This is a genomic window from Moellerella wisconsensis (assembly GCF_022592395.1).
GTDB lineage: Bacteria > Pseudomonadota > Gammaproteobacteria > Enterobacterales > Enterobacteriaceae > Moellerella > Moellerella wisconsensis.
The window spans coordinates 152,115-165,699 of sequence record NZ_CP093243.1 but is presented as its reverse complement, the minus strand read 5'-3'; the positions used below and the strand labels follow the sequence as shown (position 1 = coordinate 165,699).

General features: G+C 43.7%; 17 protein-coding genes and 1 pseudogene. 5 read left to right on the top strand and 13 right to left on the bottom strand.

What is annotated here, in order from left to right; all coding sequences use genetic code 11:
• Window positions 1-68: 68 nt before the first annotated feature.
• The 3 genes and pseudogenes from MNY66_RS16820 to MNY66_RS16815 all read left to right on the top strand — a co-directional run bounded on the left by MNY66_RS16820 (window position 69) and on the right by MNY66_RS16815 (window position 4,810).
• A complete protein-coding gene (locus MNY66_RS16820; RefSeq protein ID WP_241502033.1) occupies window positions 69-3,122 on the top strand; it encodes a Tn3 family transposase in 3,054 nt (1,017 codons plus the stop codon).
• Between the two features lie 53 nt (window positions 3,123-3,175).
• Window positions 3,176-3,385 (top strand): annotated as a pseudogene (locus MNY66_RS18120) (Tn3 family transposase); the annotation flags it as partial.
• A gap of 666 nt (window positions 3,386-4,051) precedes the next feature.
• Window positions 4,052-4,810, top strand: coding sequence for an abortive infection family protein (locus MNY66_RS16815; protein ID WP_241502032.1), 759 nt, complete (start codon window positions 4,052-4,054; stop codon window positions 4,808-4,810).
• Window positions 4,811-5,001: 191 nt separating this feature from the next.
• Here the strand turns inward: MNY66_RS16815 and MNY66_RS16810 are convergent, their stop codons facing one another.
• The 8 genes from MNY66_RS16810 to MNY66_RS16775 all read right to left on the bottom strand — a co-directional run bounded on the left by MNY66_RS16810 (window position 5,002) and on the right by MNY66_RS16775 (window position 10,001).
• Complete coding sequence (locus MNY66_RS16810; protein ID WP_137022585.1) at window positions 5,002-5,187, bottom strand: hypothetical protein; 186 nt, start codon at window positions 5,185-5,187, stop codon at window positions 5,002-5,004.
• 135 nt (window positions 5,188-5,322) lie between these two features.
• Window positions 5,323-5,805 carry a hypothetical protein gene (locus MNY66_RS16805; protein ID WP_137022584.1) on the bottom strand — a complete coding sequence of 161 codons (483 nt, stop codon included), beginning with the start codon at window positions 5,803-5,805 and terminating at the stop codon, window positions 5,323-5,325.
• A gap of 170 nt (window positions 5,806-5,975) precedes the next feature.
• Window positions 5,976-6,425 carry a hypothetical protein gene (locus MNY66_RS16800; protein ID WP_137022583.1) on the bottom strand — a complete coding sequence of 150 codons (450 nt, stop codon included), beginning with the start codon at window positions 6,423-6,425 and terminating at the stop codon, window positions 5,976-5,978.
• Between the two features lie 63 nt (window positions 6,426-6,488).
• Window positions 6,489-6,974: a hypothetical protein gene (locus MNY66_RS16795; RefSeq protein WP_067423698.1), complete on the bottom strand. Its 486-nt coding sequence runs from the start codon at window positions 6,972-6,974 to the stop codon at window positions 6,489-6,491.
• A gap of 540 nt (window positions 6,975-7,514) precedes the next feature.
• Window positions 7,515-8,387 (bottom strand): RepB family plasmid replication initiator protein, encoded by an 873-nt coding sequence (locus MNY66_RS16790; RefSeq protein ID WP_235845366.1) that lies wholly within the window; start codon window positions 8,385-8,387, stop codon window positions 7,515-7,517.
• A gap of 305 nt (window positions 8,388-8,692) precedes the next feature.
• Complete coding sequence (locus tag MNY66_RS16785; RefSeq protein WP_067423696.1) at window positions 8,693-8,998, bottom strand: hypothetical protein; 306 nt, start codon at window positions 8,996-8,998, stop codon at window positions 8,693-8,695.
• Window positions 8,995-9,312 (bottom strand): hypothetical protein, encoded by a 318-nt coding sequence (locus MNY66_RS16780; protein ID WP_067423694.1) that lies wholly within the window; start codon window positions 9,310-9,312, stop codon window positions 8,995-8,997. Before MNY66_RS16780 ends, MNY66_RS16785 begins: the two co-directional genes overlap by 4 nt.
• A gap of 122 nt (window positions 9,313-9,434) precedes the next feature.
• The gene (locus MNY66_RS16775) at window positions 9,435-10,001 is read right to left on the bottom strand and encodes a hypothetical protein (RefSeq protein ID WP_067423693.1); all 567 of its coding nucleotides are present in this window, start codon (window positions 9,999-10,001) and stop codon (window positions 9,435-9,437) included.
• A 170-nt stretch (window positions 10,002-10,171) separates the two neighbouring features.
• Here MNY66_RS16775 and MNY66_RS16770 point away from each other — a divergent pair, with 170 nt between their 5' ends.
• Both MNY66_RS16770 and MNY66_RS16765 read left to right on the top strand, forming a co-directional pair.
• On the top strand, window positions 10,172-10,483 hold the full coding sequence (locus MNY66_RS16770) for a type II toxin-antitoxin system HigB family toxin (protein WP_067423691.1): 312 nt from the start codon (window positions 10,172-10,174) through the stop codon (window positions 10,481-10,483).
• Entirely contained in the window at window positions 10,480-10,896 is a 417-nt protein-coding gene (locus tag MNY66_RS16765; RefSeq protein WP_067423690.1) for a helix-turn-helix domain-containing protein, read from the top strand. The genes MNY66_RS16770 and MNY66_RS16765 overlap by 4 nt, the downstream gene beginning before the upstream one ends.
• A 58-nt stretch (window positions 10,897-10,954) precedes the next feature.
• Here the strand turns inward: MNY66_RS16765 and MNY66_RS16760 are convergent, their stop codons facing one another.
• The 5 genes from MNY66_RS16760 to MNY66_RS16740 all read right to left on the bottom strand — a co-directional run bounded on the left by MNY66_RS16760 (window position 10,955) and on the right by MNY66_RS16740 (window position 13,574).
• On the bottom strand, window positions 10,955-11,260 hold the full coding sequence (locus MNY66_RS16760; RefSeq protein WP_137022580.1) for a hypothetical protein: 306 nt from the start codon (window positions 11,258-11,260) through the stop codon (window positions 10,955-10,957).
• A gap of 25 nt (window positions 11,261-11,285) precedes the next feature.
• Complete coding sequence (locus tag MNY66_RS16755) at window positions 11,286-11,621, bottom strand: hypothetical protein (RefSeq protein WP_137022579.1); 336 nt, start codon at window positions 11,619-11,621, stop codon at window positions 11,286-11,288.
• A gap of 131 nt (window positions 11,622-11,752) precedes the next feature.
• On the bottom strand, window positions 11,753-12,529 hold the full coding sequence (locus MNY66_RS16750) for a methyltransferase (RefSeq protein ID WP_067421877.1): 777 nt from the start codon (window positions 12,527-12,529) through the stop codon (window positions 11,753-11,755).
• A gap of 63 nt (window positions 12,530-12,592) precedes the next feature.
• A complete protein-coding gene (locus MNY66_RS16745; protein WP_067421875.1) occupies window positions 12,593-13,018 on the bottom strand; it encodes a hypothetical protein in 426 nt (141 codons plus the stop codon).
• A 58-nt stretch (window positions 13,019-13,076) separates the two neighbouring features.
• Complete coding sequence (locus tag MNY66_RS16740) at window positions 13,077-13,574, bottom strand: hypothetical protein (protein ID WP_137022577.1); 498 nt, start codon at window positions 13,572-13,574, stop codon at window positions 13,077-13,079.
• Between the last annotated feature and the right edge of the window lie 11 nt (window positions 13,575-13,585).

Here is a 13,585-nt window from a genome sequence, read left to right as displayed (position 1 = left end):
ATTATGTATATGTTCTATAGCCTATACATAATGTTAATCATTTAACGAACGTTAATAGAGATACAATTATGGCACGGCTTTCCATATTATCCAATGATGAGCTAAAAGCATTATACAATTTACCCAGCCTGAATGATGAAGAAAAAACTTACGTATTTGAATTGGATAATGAGGATCGGGCATATATAGAGACACTCAATGATACCGCCCAAAAAATTAACTATATTCTTCAACTCGGCTATTACCGTACAGTAAGCTATTTCTTTCGTTTTACTTTCCAACAAGTTAAAAATGATGTGCAATTTATACTACATCACTACTTTCCAACAGATAGCTTTCCTAAAAAGAATATTTCAAAGCATATTCATTATAAAAATCGATTTCAAATTTGCCAACGATTCGCAATAAAAGAGCCCACAAAAACGTTTTTATTGCAGCTAGAAAAAGAAGCCAAAAGATTAACAACTCTTCATATGCTACCCAAATTTGTATTAACGGGATTACTCACCTTTTGTCAACAAAAGTGTTTTATTAAACCTGCTTATTCGACACTTCAAGACGTCATTTCTCAGGCTCTAAAAGCTGAAAAAAATCGACTAAGTAACAAACTCTACACCTCTATCAAAAAAGGATTCCGTGATCAATTGGATAACTTATTGAATAAAGAAGATTTTATTTACTCACTGACGTTATTGAAAAAGGAGCAGCTTAATTTTACTACAACGGAAATAAAGCAAACTATTGATAAGCAAAAATCGATTTCTGATGTCTATATTGAATCTCAACAACTGGTGAAAATATTGGGTATTTCAGAGCAAAACATTATCTATTATTCAGAGCTTGCCCAGTTTTATACCATCCAGAAATTGAAAAATTTCAAGGTAAAAAATCAAGCACGTCTTTATTTGCTTTGTTATATCAGTCATCGCTTTCGTCAAATTAACGATCAACTGGTAGCCAGTTTTCTCCAAAAGATGTTGATGTATCAGAAACTTGGTGATGATTATCAACAAAAGCAAATTGAAGCCGTTGAGTCTGCCGATAAAAAACTGCGAAATCAGGCACATAAAATTATGTTAATTAATGTGAATGAAAAAATACCGGATTCTCAAGTGAGAGCAAAAGCGTTTGAGATTGTGCCTAAATTTAAATATCGGCGTTTTTTGTCTGATTTTAAAAAACCGAATTTTGCCAGAGACTTTTATCGTTGGGAATATTATGGCCAATTGGCACAAAAAATGAAACGTAATCTTCGTCCTTTATTTCGAGCTCTTCAGTTTTCATGTGAAATTGAGGGATTAGATAAGGCCCTTAAATTTCTGCAAAAATACATTGATGGAAAAAAGTCATTTAATGACTACTCTATTGATGAGATCCCATTCGATTTTTTTCCTAAAACCTTAAAACGTTTTATTATGACAAAATCCCCCATTGATCGTAAAAGAATAGTCGATGTCGATCGCTATGAATTTATGGTTTATTGGCAGCTCCAAAAGGGGATAAGTGATATCTCAGTGTACATTAAGGACAGTTATTCCCATCGAGCACTTGAAGATGAATTAATTGATATAGAATATTGGGAAACTCATAAAAATCAGTTCATTAAAGAGCTTAATATGCCTGTTTTTTCGCGTAACATTGTCGATATTCTGACACAGCTAGAAGACAGCATAGAAACAAAATACCGAGAAGTAAATCGTCGAATTATCGCTGGCGAAAATACCTGCATCAAACTAAAACAGAGCTCTCGTCGCCATACCACATCTTGGACTCTTCCGTATACACCGTTAGATGATGGTACAGATAATCCTTTTTTTAAAAAATTACCCACCTTAAACATCAGTGACATCGCTGAATTTGTTCATGATACAACTGGATATGGTAAAGCCTTTACACATATACAACCGAACTATGCAAAAGAAGCGCCTGAAATGGAGCTAATCAATGCTTGTGTAATCGCAAATGCAACAGGTACTGAGATGGCAAAAATGATGGAGATCAGTGATGTCGATGGTCAATCATTAAAAAATACTCAGCAAAATTTCATTCGCCCACAAACACTTAGTGAAGCCAGTGATATTATAATTAATCATACGGAAAAATTACCTATATTTGAAAAGTATAACCTCGCAGATTATGGTGTTCATGCGAGTGTGGATGGGCAAAAATTTACGACACGGTTTAATACGATAAAATCAAGGTATGCCAAAAAATATTTTGGTTTAAAGAAAGGTGTCGTGGTGATGACATTAAACGCAAACATGTTGCCCATTTGCTTAAAGGTGATCGGCGCAAATGAACACGAAAGTCACTATTTATTGGATTTAGTCGAAAGTAATCGCTCTGATGTGAATGTTACAGCGGTTTCCGGTGATATGCACAGCATCAATAGAGTAAATTTTGCCTTAATGCATATGTTTGGGTATCGATTCATGCCTCGATTTACCCAATTAGCCAATACCACATCTCAACAACTCGTATGTTTTGGCTCTTTATCGGATTATGATGAATATATTATCCGCCCCAGCAAGAAAGCACCGAAGCACCAAATAATCAGTGAATGGGATAAAATATTACGCATTCTGGTTTCTTTAGCGCTAAAAAAGACTACGCAAGCGACAATTGTCCGTAAATTGTCCACAACTAAATCATCAAACTCAACATTAAAAGCGTTAATCGCATTCGATGAAATCATTATGACGGATTATTTATTGGGCTATATCGACGATCAAGATCAACGTATTGCCGTCCAACGAAGTTTAAATCGTGGCGAGTCCTATCATCAGCTGACTGCGAGTATTGCCAAAGTGAATGGGGGAAAACAGCTAAGTGGAAAAAAAGAACGTAACTTAATTATCAACGCTGAGTGTATTCGATTAATCGCCAACATGATTATTTATCACAATGCGAAAATTTTATCTGCCCTCTACGAATATTATACGGCAAAAGATCCAGAAAAAAGTCTCGAAATTATCCATTGGTCACCCGTCGCATGGCGGTTTGTGAACTTAATTGGAAATTATGAATTTTATCGAAAGGATAGAAGCATTAATATTCATGAAGTTATAGATAAACTTATTGCTAGTTTTGAAATCGATTTTTTGAGCGAAAGCCTTGAGTGACAAGGGATTGCAGAGAGGTGTCGGACAAACCGTTCTTTAAGTCAAAACACCCCTATATGGAAAGAGCTGTCGATGCTCTGAAGCGTAAGGGAGTGAAGATCAACGAGCAACTACTGTCGCATTTGTCCCCGCTAGGCTGGGAACACATCAATCTGACAGGCGATTATATATGGAAAAGCAACCGGATACCGTCAGCCGGTAAGTTTCGTCGGCTGAGGCCAGCTAAATTAGGCAGGTCAAAAAATAACCTTAACGTACAATAATTTTCGATATCCAAACTGACCCCTAATAATCTGAAATGATACGGCTCCAAAGATGAAGAACCAAGCGTGGCTTCCAATAAAAGATAAGCATTTATCTATATTCAACTTCATCCAATAGACTCCAAATATGCCACAATAATTAATGGCGATAATACCTTAATCATTTTGGCATGCACGAATAAAAGTCTACAAAGCGGCCCCCTTTTACCTTTAACCGAGGATTAGAATTTGATGAAATGTTAAAGGTGATAGCAGATTTGGAATTAATAAAGTCAACATACACCACAAATCTAGACCAACATACAGTAATGCATATTTAAAACACCGCTGCCACCCTAGAGACCTTTTTGACTCTTTTATTGTTGAAATCTCATCGCCCCCACTCTCTTATTTTTTCTCTTTTTCTCTCTCTTTATCTCTTCTTTTCTCGAGTGGGTCATCCAGGAACAACGTACCAGTTTCAAATAATTACGCGGAACTCAGGCGGGCTTTCACATTATCACCGGCTGGTGGGGATAGAGTTCGGACTGGGTTTTGCCCCAAGCGGAGCGCCGGGGCGTAGGGTTATACCCCTTATTGTATGTTGGTCTAGATGTTTTGTTTTGGAGGGAATATATTTACACATTCAAACATGCTTAAATAAGCAAAAATTTTTAGGAATTAGAGATGAGAAATAAAATAGAGTTTAACAGAAAAGAAGAGATGCTATTTGCTAAAGCAATGATGAATATGAATTCCGGCCAGGTTGAAGAGCTTCTTGTTAACTGTGACAGAGAAGACTTATTGGAGAATGGCCGTATTTTAAATGATTTCATTTGGCAAAATGATAATCTCCAGTCAACCTGTAATATTATTATTGGTGAAATCCTATCCGCTGGCAACCTCCGCGCTATTTGGGACGCTGGAAGCATACAATACAACATTAGAAATCAAAGTACTTCTCTGCATAACAAAGTAGAAAGTTTCTTAGATGAAGAAGATGAAGAAGATGAAACGGTTGATGAGATTCCAATCCCTGAATTACAGAAATCTACTGTAAAAGTTTTAGCAGCATTACGTGATGCAGAACGCGCCATTCAGGATGGCCACCCAGAAAATTCTGTTGACCGCTTTCATACCGCTTTTCACGGTCACTTGAAGGAGATGTGCGATGAGCAAAGTCTGCAATATGATAAAGATCCAAGAGTTGATGAGCTGTTCAAATTATTGTTAGATGCCTACAAGCAGAAAAATAATCTCTCCAATACTGATGATGCATACAAATTAATGAGGTCTTTTTCACCATTTTTTGCGCAACTGAATACAATTCGAAATCATTCAACTTTATCCCACGCTACTGGCAAGTTATTAGATTCCGCCACCGCGTTACTATTCGTTAATTTTTCTAAAACGGCATTGACGTTTATCATAGAAAAGTTTAAATAAAACAAAAATGCCGCAGGATTAGTGCGGCATTCTCAGCTGGTGGGTAGGCTTGTATTTTGACCCCGCTCTGGGGGAACCCCGCGTGCGGCGCGTCCCCTCAGACACGCTCGCGACTCCAGTTGCAATCAGAATATCATACCGATCAGCGATTGCATCTTTTGTTTATACCTTTCCTGATTTTTGCGGTCTAGTTACACGTCCGTTAACGTTCGAAGTTCGACAGCCTTGCACTCTGAATGAGAATGCCCGCCCTTCGCAACGCCTTCTTGTTTCACTGTCGGTACCGCAATCAGGACCATGAGAAAAGCAAATGAAACTACCCCACCGAGGATACTGGCCGTGTACAGTTTTTGGTTCCAATCACGTAGCAAGCACATGGCGAACACCACCAAACTGAAAACGAAAATACAGATCGCCACAAGGCTCACCAACATCACATCTTCCGCATAGAACATCGCTATTCCCCTTAGAATTTACGTAGCGCGATCAAAATCATCGCTGTAGCATCCGTTTTACTCTTCTTCGTCAGGAATGACCGCCAAAGGTTGGTCGCTGTGAGCCACTTCCCAGCATTTAGAAAACTTCAGCCGCAACACCTGTTCCTGGCACACCAACACAGTGTTGTCACTATCTCGCAACGCGACCAACTTCTTACCTGCTACCATCGGGGTCAACGCACCCGACTTGCCAGACAAAACATGTTTGCTGCCACCGAGATAAAGCACCGTATTGTTCCCGTCGAACGACCTGATCAGCGAATAACGATATGCCCCTTCGAAATAGACCGGTTGCTTCAATTCCTGCTTATCACCATTACCCAGATAACTCACGTAGAACTGCTTGTATTTCATCCGCAGTTTTTTCACCCCTGTAGGGTCCTGATCTGACACCGAACGTGGAACATGGAAATTTACTTTTTCCGTCTCGTTGGAGATGGCTGGCGAACAGACTGTCAGCGCTAATACAGCCAGAGCAAAATTCATTGCAGTGTTCATTTTGATTACCTCGTTTGTAAAACCCTTACGGGTGGCGGTCGCAACGCAGGTTGTCCCAAAGGTTGATAAATAACCTAGTTTACCCGGTACCATTCACTCTTTGGCCTTCTGGGTTCCCTCCCTGTCAGCCCGTGGAAACGCCCACCTGATCATCGCCTGTACAATCCGCGTTAATCAGGCTCATGATTTAACAGTGGCGTTTCATCGCTTTTCAACACAAACAACAAGCAGGAGCCTTGACCTGATTGCGCCACCTTTGGTGGGCAAGCGTATGTTTCCGTTGCTGACGCAAATACAGTGAACGCCCATCCACCAGAAGGCATGTTCGCTTCCCCTGACCTGAGCCAATCGACTTCCCCTTTCAGCTCGTACCGATTGCCATCGTATATAACGACCGAATGCAATGACTGGTCAGCGCCTGTGACTTCCTCAATCAAGAAAAGCTCAACCGGACCATCATGTACATGGTGTTTGATTTCAGAATACGGACGCGCATCAGATGGTGTCGGACCGATCTGTCTTGTGCGAGTTTCCTGTTGCAGGTTCGATGTATCGACCGAGGCGTAGAGCTCTGCCGAGCACATGAGCAATCCGGCCAGAAGAAGAAATGGCTTTTTCAAGACTTACCCCCTTTTTATCGCTCCCCCACGGAGCTCAAACAGTGACTTCGCCCCTCAGCAAACTCACTGCTTTTTAATACTCACGGACTGGCGCATGATTGCCAGTACATCACTCGCTGACATCTTCCAGGCCTCGGCCTGCCGACGTAATACGAATGCACCCAGCTCGATACGCCTAGCATGATCGAGCATGAAGGTCATCGTCGTTCCCGCTTCCGATATCGTCAGGCCGCAACCCAGCGCCCCGTTATTGTTCGCGACAAACCCTTTGTTTTTGTTCTCGCCGTGAAACTTAGCACGCATTTCTTTTTCCAGCGCGAATAAAGCGCCGCAAAATGCGGTCAATTCATACCGGGACAACTGGATAGTTATTTTTTGTTCCCAATTCACGTCACGCCCTTCTGGAAACATTGGAGCTATTGAGATATTCAAGGTCAGAAACCCCTCTTTCCCTTCTGACTTTGCGTATTGTACATCTAATGCCGTTCGCTTCTTCTCATCCTGTTGCCGATCAGAGTACAGCTTTAGTTGCTCGCCAAATTGACCCATAAAATCCTCCTACCCAAATGATATCCCAAGCCCAACCATTACCGAAATTAAGTCAACAAATCGCACAGCTCCATCAATAAAGTGAGTTTGAACGGGAAGACCTCATTTTCCATCCAATTTTGCGGTGGATATCTGATTGCGTTTCGGTGGGTTTCAATGGGAAATATATACTATTGAAAAGTGAGTCTGAACGGGAAATATACGTTTACTTATCAACATGACCACACAAAAGTGTGTTTCAATGGGTACTATCCATTTTCACCCTCATAACTGGGGTTTGAAATACCACTCTTTGGCTATAAATCATCCAAAACACTCGCATCTCTGCCTTCACAAAATACCAGGCACCCATTCAGACTCACTTTTAAAACTTCGCTACCCATCAGAACGCACCATTAAACGATCCTTCCCCCAGCCTCGGCTCACTTTAGTCCATTTAATGACCCAATTTATCGCCCGCTCAAACCCACTTTACTGTTCGTTTCGTTTACAGGCAAAAAAAACCCGCCATCACAGCGGGTTTCCCGACCAAACTCACTTTTATTCCAGCGTCGCATTCCTGTTGTGAATGTGAACGACGGACTCGCGTCCGGCTTTCATCACTTCGTACTTCAGGTATCCAATACTCTCCAGGTCATTGAGCGCATCGTTGATTTTTCGGTTCTGGTCTGCGACCCGACCGTTCATCATCAACCGCTCACGTAACCGAGACATATGGATCGGCGCAGGTTGTCGCGGTAATGCCTCGAAATATGTGTACAGCGCCTGAGCTGTTTCATTTCGTGGCAATGCCAACAGCGGTTTACGTCTTAACAAACTCAAATGGTCATTGCTGTAGAGCTCCCAAAGGCGCTCATCAGCTTCCAGTACGATCTGGTCGTCAACAACATTGAACTCCGCCTTCATCAACAGACCGGTTACCATAAACTTTTTGGTACCAGGTGTCGTGAAAGTGATCGTCTTCGCCCTGATACGCGTCAATGAGTCGGCTATCTCCTTACGCAATTTCGAATCAAGCCGCTTTGACGGATACCCGCAAAAGTTTGAGAACTCGCTGAATTTCACCTTAATTTTGTTACCGTTCAAGGCATCAGGTGATGCGCTAAACGCATGGATAATGCCAAGCCAGCAACGAAAATCAATGAAGTAGTTTAGCTGAGGTCCGGTGATCACCACGTTGGTGTAGCCTTCACTTCTGGCATACTCCAGGCGGCTGAGCGACTCGCTCGCGTCCAACGGTTTCCCAGCCTTACCTTTCGACCGAATGTTCGGTGTGAACACACCGAGCCTTAACAGTGAAACGGGCTGAACACTTGAACTGGTTGAGACTGTGAGTTTCCTGTGCGAAGAATTTTCCGCAACAGGGATCGCATCCTTGAATAACAGGATGTTATTACTGCAATTTTGTAACATCAAACCATAACCCCTCATGGTTGTGAATAGAATCTCGGCTTTCCCCTTTCAGACTCACCGAGATTCCCACTGTAACACACCGAAATCCCACCCAAACTCACTTTTTTCCCATTCAGACTCACTTTTTTCCCTTTCAAACTCACCGCAATCCTCTGTAGGCCACGCCACCAGCGGTCTGCGAGCGACGGGGATCTTTTAGGATCTGTTAGGAACTAATTAGGTTAATTATTAGGATCAGGGCTGTGGAAAAGTGGATAAGACCAAAACCAGCGCCAATGTATGGGTCTGGTTCTGATTTTTTGATGTCAATTTGCCCAATGCGCTTTCAGCTGTTCATTGGCCTCTTTCAGCGCGTCACTGGCTGAAGACATGATGCGGTTATTACAGCACCACGGCGCGTCTTTCCAGTTGCCTTGTTGGTGGATATATCCCATCTCTATAGCTTCCAGAAAGGTCATATCCTTCGGAATTTCGGGTTTCAATACCGCCCCCTTGACGCGGTTTACTCGCGTCTTCAGGTAAGCCAGTACGCGCTCTGCCTGTGCTTCCTTGAGGCCTTTCAAATCCCAGATACTGCGTCTCAGCACCTTGATGGCTTGTTCACTGGTCACTGGTTCATCTCCGACGAATTCAGCACACTGATAATTGGCAGGTCACACTGGAACTGCGTATCATCCGCACGGTCTATCCAAGTCAAACACGCACCAGAGCGCCACACTTCCAGAACAGGATCGCTCATGCAATTTTCAGCACTCTCATCCGCGTCATCAAAATCCTCAAATGTCGCTTCACTGTAGATAACGATATGGAGGAATTGCGGGTTTCTTTCCAACACAGCAAAAGCGTCAATCAGCGCCGATTTATCGAACTTAAGCGTCACATTCAGGAGTCGAAGATCCTCCTGGAGTTTTAATTCCGTCAGCATAGGTCACACCTCTTTTTAAGGCTGAGGCTCTCTCAAAGCGATCCTCAGCAGTTTTATCGTTATTTTAAGGTTAGGATTCGATTTACATCTCATCGCATTACTACACGCGTTTTACTAACGATTTATGACAGGCTCTTTTCAACCCAGCGATATTCTTTGGTTTGGAAATTGTCCTGCAAACAAATCGTGCATTTCCCATTACGGCATTCGGCGTAAACACTCCAATGGTAAATCGGTGTATCACAGCCTTCAGTCACTGACTTGATGAAACCACTCAACTGATGAAATTTTGAGATGGAGAGCGTTGAACTTGCCAGTGCAGAGCGTAGCTCGAATGCCTCAAATTCAACAGTGATAGACCCTGCTGGGATCGTCACTTCATTACAGACGGAGTACAGTTCACGAGGAACAGTGAAGCAGGTGTTGGCCTGTGCATATTGCTCAGCAGTGAGGCTTCCTGATGATTCAACAGCACAGAGCAACGTATCCCAGTTAATGCCGATATTGGCATCATGTGTGCGATCCACCAGCTGAAGCGCTTTGTGCGCCTCATATTCAGAAATTGGCTTCAGTTCATTGTCAGATAAGACTTCATGAATATCTTGCGTGTCCCACAGCTTGGAGAGCACAACAGCGTGTTGATTTTTAGTGGATAAGTGAGCGATTAATTCTTTGACTGTGCAGTACATAGGGAGCCTCTTTTTATTGGTATTGTTTGTTTTGTTTACCTTTCTATTGAAGCATGACCTCAACCGCTGACGAAGGTTATATAGCAATATAATTATTTTATTTGTTGCCTAGTTGGCAACAGCAGATCTTGATGCTACAATGTTGCCAAATAGGAAGCATGAGAGATACCATGCACGTAATTTCAAGAGATCCTTTTAACCAGGCATCCAAGCGATTTCCTAACAGTGCTCAGGCGTTATCTGACGTATATCGAACACTTAAGCGCGATAGTTATCAGACACCCGATGAGCTTAAGAAGGTTTTCCCCAGCCTTGACCGAATGAAGTACAGAGAGAAATGGTGGGTTATCGATATCAGTGGAAATGCGTTAAGAATGATGTTTTTCGCCGACTTTGACCGGGGAAAAATATTCGTGAAACACATAACGACCCACGCAGAGTACGATAAGTTGACAGATCACTACCGGAGAACAAAAGCATGATGTTTCAAGACGCCGTAAAAGCGGCACAAAACCTGGTAAATCTAGTCCCGTTACTGGGAGACAGCCATTCACGCCCGGATTATGAAAAGGCCGTTCAGTTGGTGGAGCATCTTGTCGAGAACGACCCTGACAATCCGCTCATCGATATGATTTGCGCAAAAATAGATGCGTATGAAAATGCCGCACCTGAATTTGCAGAGTTTAACCAACGTTTAGCAGAAAGTAATGATGGTGTGGCAGCGTTAAGAACGCTGATGGATCAATACAACCTCAATACGACAGACTTTGGAAATGAGCTCGGTTCTCGTTCATACGTCAGCCGTATCCTCAATGGGGAACGTGGATTAACCTTGGAGCACATCAAAAATCTGTCCAAACGCTTTGGTATTCCAGCCTCAATATTTATTCGATGATCGTCATTTAACCCATAAAAAACCCGCTTTCAGTAGCGGGTTTTTACGTTTAAGCCATTTACCTTAATTGCCGGTTTCTCTCGAAGGTACAGACTGCACCAAGACCCGCATGCAGCCCGAAGGCTATCAACACAAACAACCCAGCGACTGGGATCAGAAACGAGCCCTGGAACGCCGCTGATACCGTCAGTATCAAACCAAATAGGCCTACATACTTAACAGCCAGTGACAAACACACCACCACCGGACTGCGAAGCCCTGGCAGTTTGTTCGTTTCATGATACTGGTACTTTGCATACAGGCCACAGAGTAGTAGTAAAGATAACGTCATCACCGTCACGACACCGATCAGTATAGCCAACATGATAACCCCCTACCTTCCCGTTATGTCAGCCAATATGGCAGACGCTTTTCCACAATTTGCGCGCATCACCACTCACATCGAAAGAGTAGCTTTCACCCAATGCCTTATTGTCGAATTTACATACCAGCCCATGTGGCGTGATGAGCATATGAGCCCCCGACACACTAACCCCAAACAACCGGATACAGATATGAACTGGAACAGACACCACTCCTTTACCACCCTGGCGATATCGTTCCAGCGCCGAACTGAACATGCCACGATTAATCAACACTTCCAGCAGCTGTTCCTTAACCCAACTACCCTGATCACCAAAGACGGTTGAATTCGGTTTCGCGATGATGATGTTTTGTGGCTTCATCTTTACCCCTGCGCTATTTTCAGCACCCTATTTTGGATGGCGTATTCCCCCGAATTTTGGGGTTTTCTTAGTATCACCCCGCTGACGTCACTGACAAAAAAAACCGCCCGTAGGCGGCTTGATTCTGGCTATCAGAGGTCGATTTCCAGCAGCACAGTTTTCACCAACGTGCCGGATTCCTTGAAGGCTTTGTCTTCCAGCTCGGTGAAATTACCCCCAAGCAACTTCACGCGTTTACGAAAAGCTGTAGTCAGGGCATCTTCGCGGAAAAGCACACCCGCAGACAGAATGCCACGCAGGCGACCACCAGCATGATGAACGCCACCCGATGCCAACATATCCAGCGCATGATTGGTGTGCTTGATATCGGCCTTGTTTTTAAACGGCGGGTTCATGATGATGACGTCAAATTTCTCATCCGGTTTATAGGCGAGAAAATCACTATTAATCAGCTCTGCACTGGTAGCAACAAAGTTGGGATCCGCTTTCAATGCAGCAACATGATTGTCATCCAGCTCGACGGCCACAATGTTGAGATTGTTGGCAGCTTTAGCCACCGCTTTAACGATGCGCCCATCACCGCAGGACGGCTCCAAAACACGATCCCCATCCTGAATATCGGCACTGGCGACCATAGCATTGATGATTTTTTCCGGGGTTGGGAAAAAGTTAAAGTCGTCCTTCGGTACAACAATCGACCCACTCAGAATAATGTCGTCGATACGCCCTTCCGCACTGCCGTCAAAAATATGGGCTTTTTCCTTGCGGTTCCACTTACCACCAGCCGCTTCCAGCACCTTGTTGGTGCGAGTATACAGACTGCGATCCAGCTGACCTTCCAAGAACAGCTTATGCCCATCAACACGCGCTTGTGACAGGACTGCGAGGACATCGTTCGATACTTGCATTTCTTACCCCAATATATTGAATTGATTAAAGCCACCAGCCCCACGCTGACGGCCTGAAGATACTTAAGCGACCAAAGTCACGGATTGGTAAATTTCACTTGCCAGCGCGCCATCTTCTCCGTTGTCGAACTCAATTTCTAAATGCCCCGGCATCCAGCCCAACGTGCGAGCAACCCAGAAACTGCGGTGTTGTCCCGCACTATCGACCACAGAGACACGCTCGCCTTCATAACCCACCAGCTGAGCATTGAGATTACCGGTACATTTCAACCCTGTGCGCTTGGCATGCAACTGCCCTTTATCCATCATTGCCATGCACTCGGTATAGTGCTCAGGGGTGCCTTCTTCGCTCTTCGGTTCGGCAATACCCATCCACTGCGCTACCGCTTTTGCACGCTTTGCTAACAGGTCAATTCCGACCGGGAAAACGCCAAGGCCTTTGGTCAAAACGTACAGCCCTTTCTGCTTGTCAATTTTCAGCTGGTTCATAACGGGTTTCCTCGTTGTGATAAAAGTTCGGCCTGCAATCAGACCGAACGGCTAATTACTAATACATAAATTGAACGTTCTTCTCGTCGTAGATCTGCTCAATCACCATCTCACCGCTCAATTCCATCGGCTCAATCCCGTCAGGAAGGCTTACTGCGGCAGAGACTTCTGTATGAAAGAATCCGTTCTCACGGTAAAACACGCTGTTCATGACAATTGAAACCGCACCGTCTTCCACAAGCTCAGCCAGAAGCTCTTCAGGCGTCCACTCCATCGCGTTGATTTCGTCACGCAATGCGGTCAGTTCCTGCTCATTCGGTGCCTCAGATGCCAACAGCGCATCTAATTGCTGTATATAGGGATGTTGTGGCTTGAACTTACGGAGGAACTTACCTGCTTCACTTACGCCATCAGTACGATTCAGGCCAAAGGTAATGCTGCGTTCTAAAGAGCTAAAGGTCTTTTTTTTACGTTCTTCACTGATGACCCAAGGGATCTGCGCATCACGCTTGTAGGAAACGAAATAACACTGTATGCATTCTGGAGAAGCTGACATGAGGAACCTCT

Coding starts and splice junctions, on each gene's coding strand:
- MNY66_RS16820 (WP_241502033.1), top strand. CDS start 69: ATGGCACGGCTTTCCATATTATCCAATGATGAGCTAAAAGCATTATAC.
- MNY66_RS16815 (WP_241502032.1), top strand. CDS start 4,052: ATGAGAAATAAAATAGAGTTTAACAGAAAAGAAGAGATGCTATTTGCT.
- MNY66_RS16810 (WP_137022585.1), bottom strand. CDS start 5,187: ATGTGCTTGCTACGTGATTGGAACCAAAAACTGTACACGGCCAGTATC.
- MNY66_RS16805 (WP_137022584.1), bottom strand. CDS start 5,805: ATGAACACTGCAATGAATTTTGCTCTGGCTGTATTAGCGCTGACAGTC.
- MNY66_RS16795 (WP_067423698.1), bottom strand. CDS start 6,974: ATGGGTCAATTTGGCGAGCAACTAAAGCTGTACTCTGATCGGCAACAG.
- MNY66_RS16790 (WP_235845366.1), bottom strand. CDS start 8,387: ATGTTACAAAATTGCAGTAATAACATCCTGTTATTCAAGGATGCGATC.
- MNY66_RS16780 (WP_067423694.1), bottom strand. CDS start 9,312: ATGCTGACGGAATTAAAACTCCAGGAGGATCTTCGACTCCTGAATGTG.
- MNY66_RS16775 (WP_067423693.1), bottom strand. CDS start 10,001: ATGTACTGCACAGTCAAAGAATTAATCGCTCACTTATCCACTAAAAAT.
- MNY66_RS16770 (WP_067423691.1), top strand. CDS start 10,172: ATGCACGTAATTTCAAGAGATCCTTTTAACCAGGCATCCAAGCGATTT.
- MNY66_RS16765 (WP_067423690.1), top strand. CDS start 10,480: ATGATGTTTCAAGACGCCGTAAAAGCGGCACAAAACCTGGTAAATCTA.
- MNY66_RS16760 (WP_137022580.1), bottom strand. CDS start 11,260: ATGTTGGCTATACTGATCGGTGTCGTGACGGTGATGACGTTATCTTTA.
- MNY66_RS16755 (WP_137022579.1), bottom strand. CDS start 11,621: ATGAAGCCACAAAACATCATCATCGCGAAACCGAATTCAACCGTCTTT.
- MNY66_RS16750 (WP_067421877.1), bottom strand. CDS start 12,529: ATGCAAGTATCGAACGATGTCCTCGCAGTCCTGTCACAAGCGCGTGTT.
- MNY66_RS16745 (WP_067421875.1), bottom strand. CDS start 13,018: ATGAACCAGCTGAAAATTGACAAGCAGAAAGGGCTGTACGTTTTGACC.
- MNY66_RS16740 (WP_137022577.1), bottom strand. CDS start 13,574: ATGTCAGCTTCTCCAGAATGCATACAGTGTTATTTCGTTTCCTACAAG.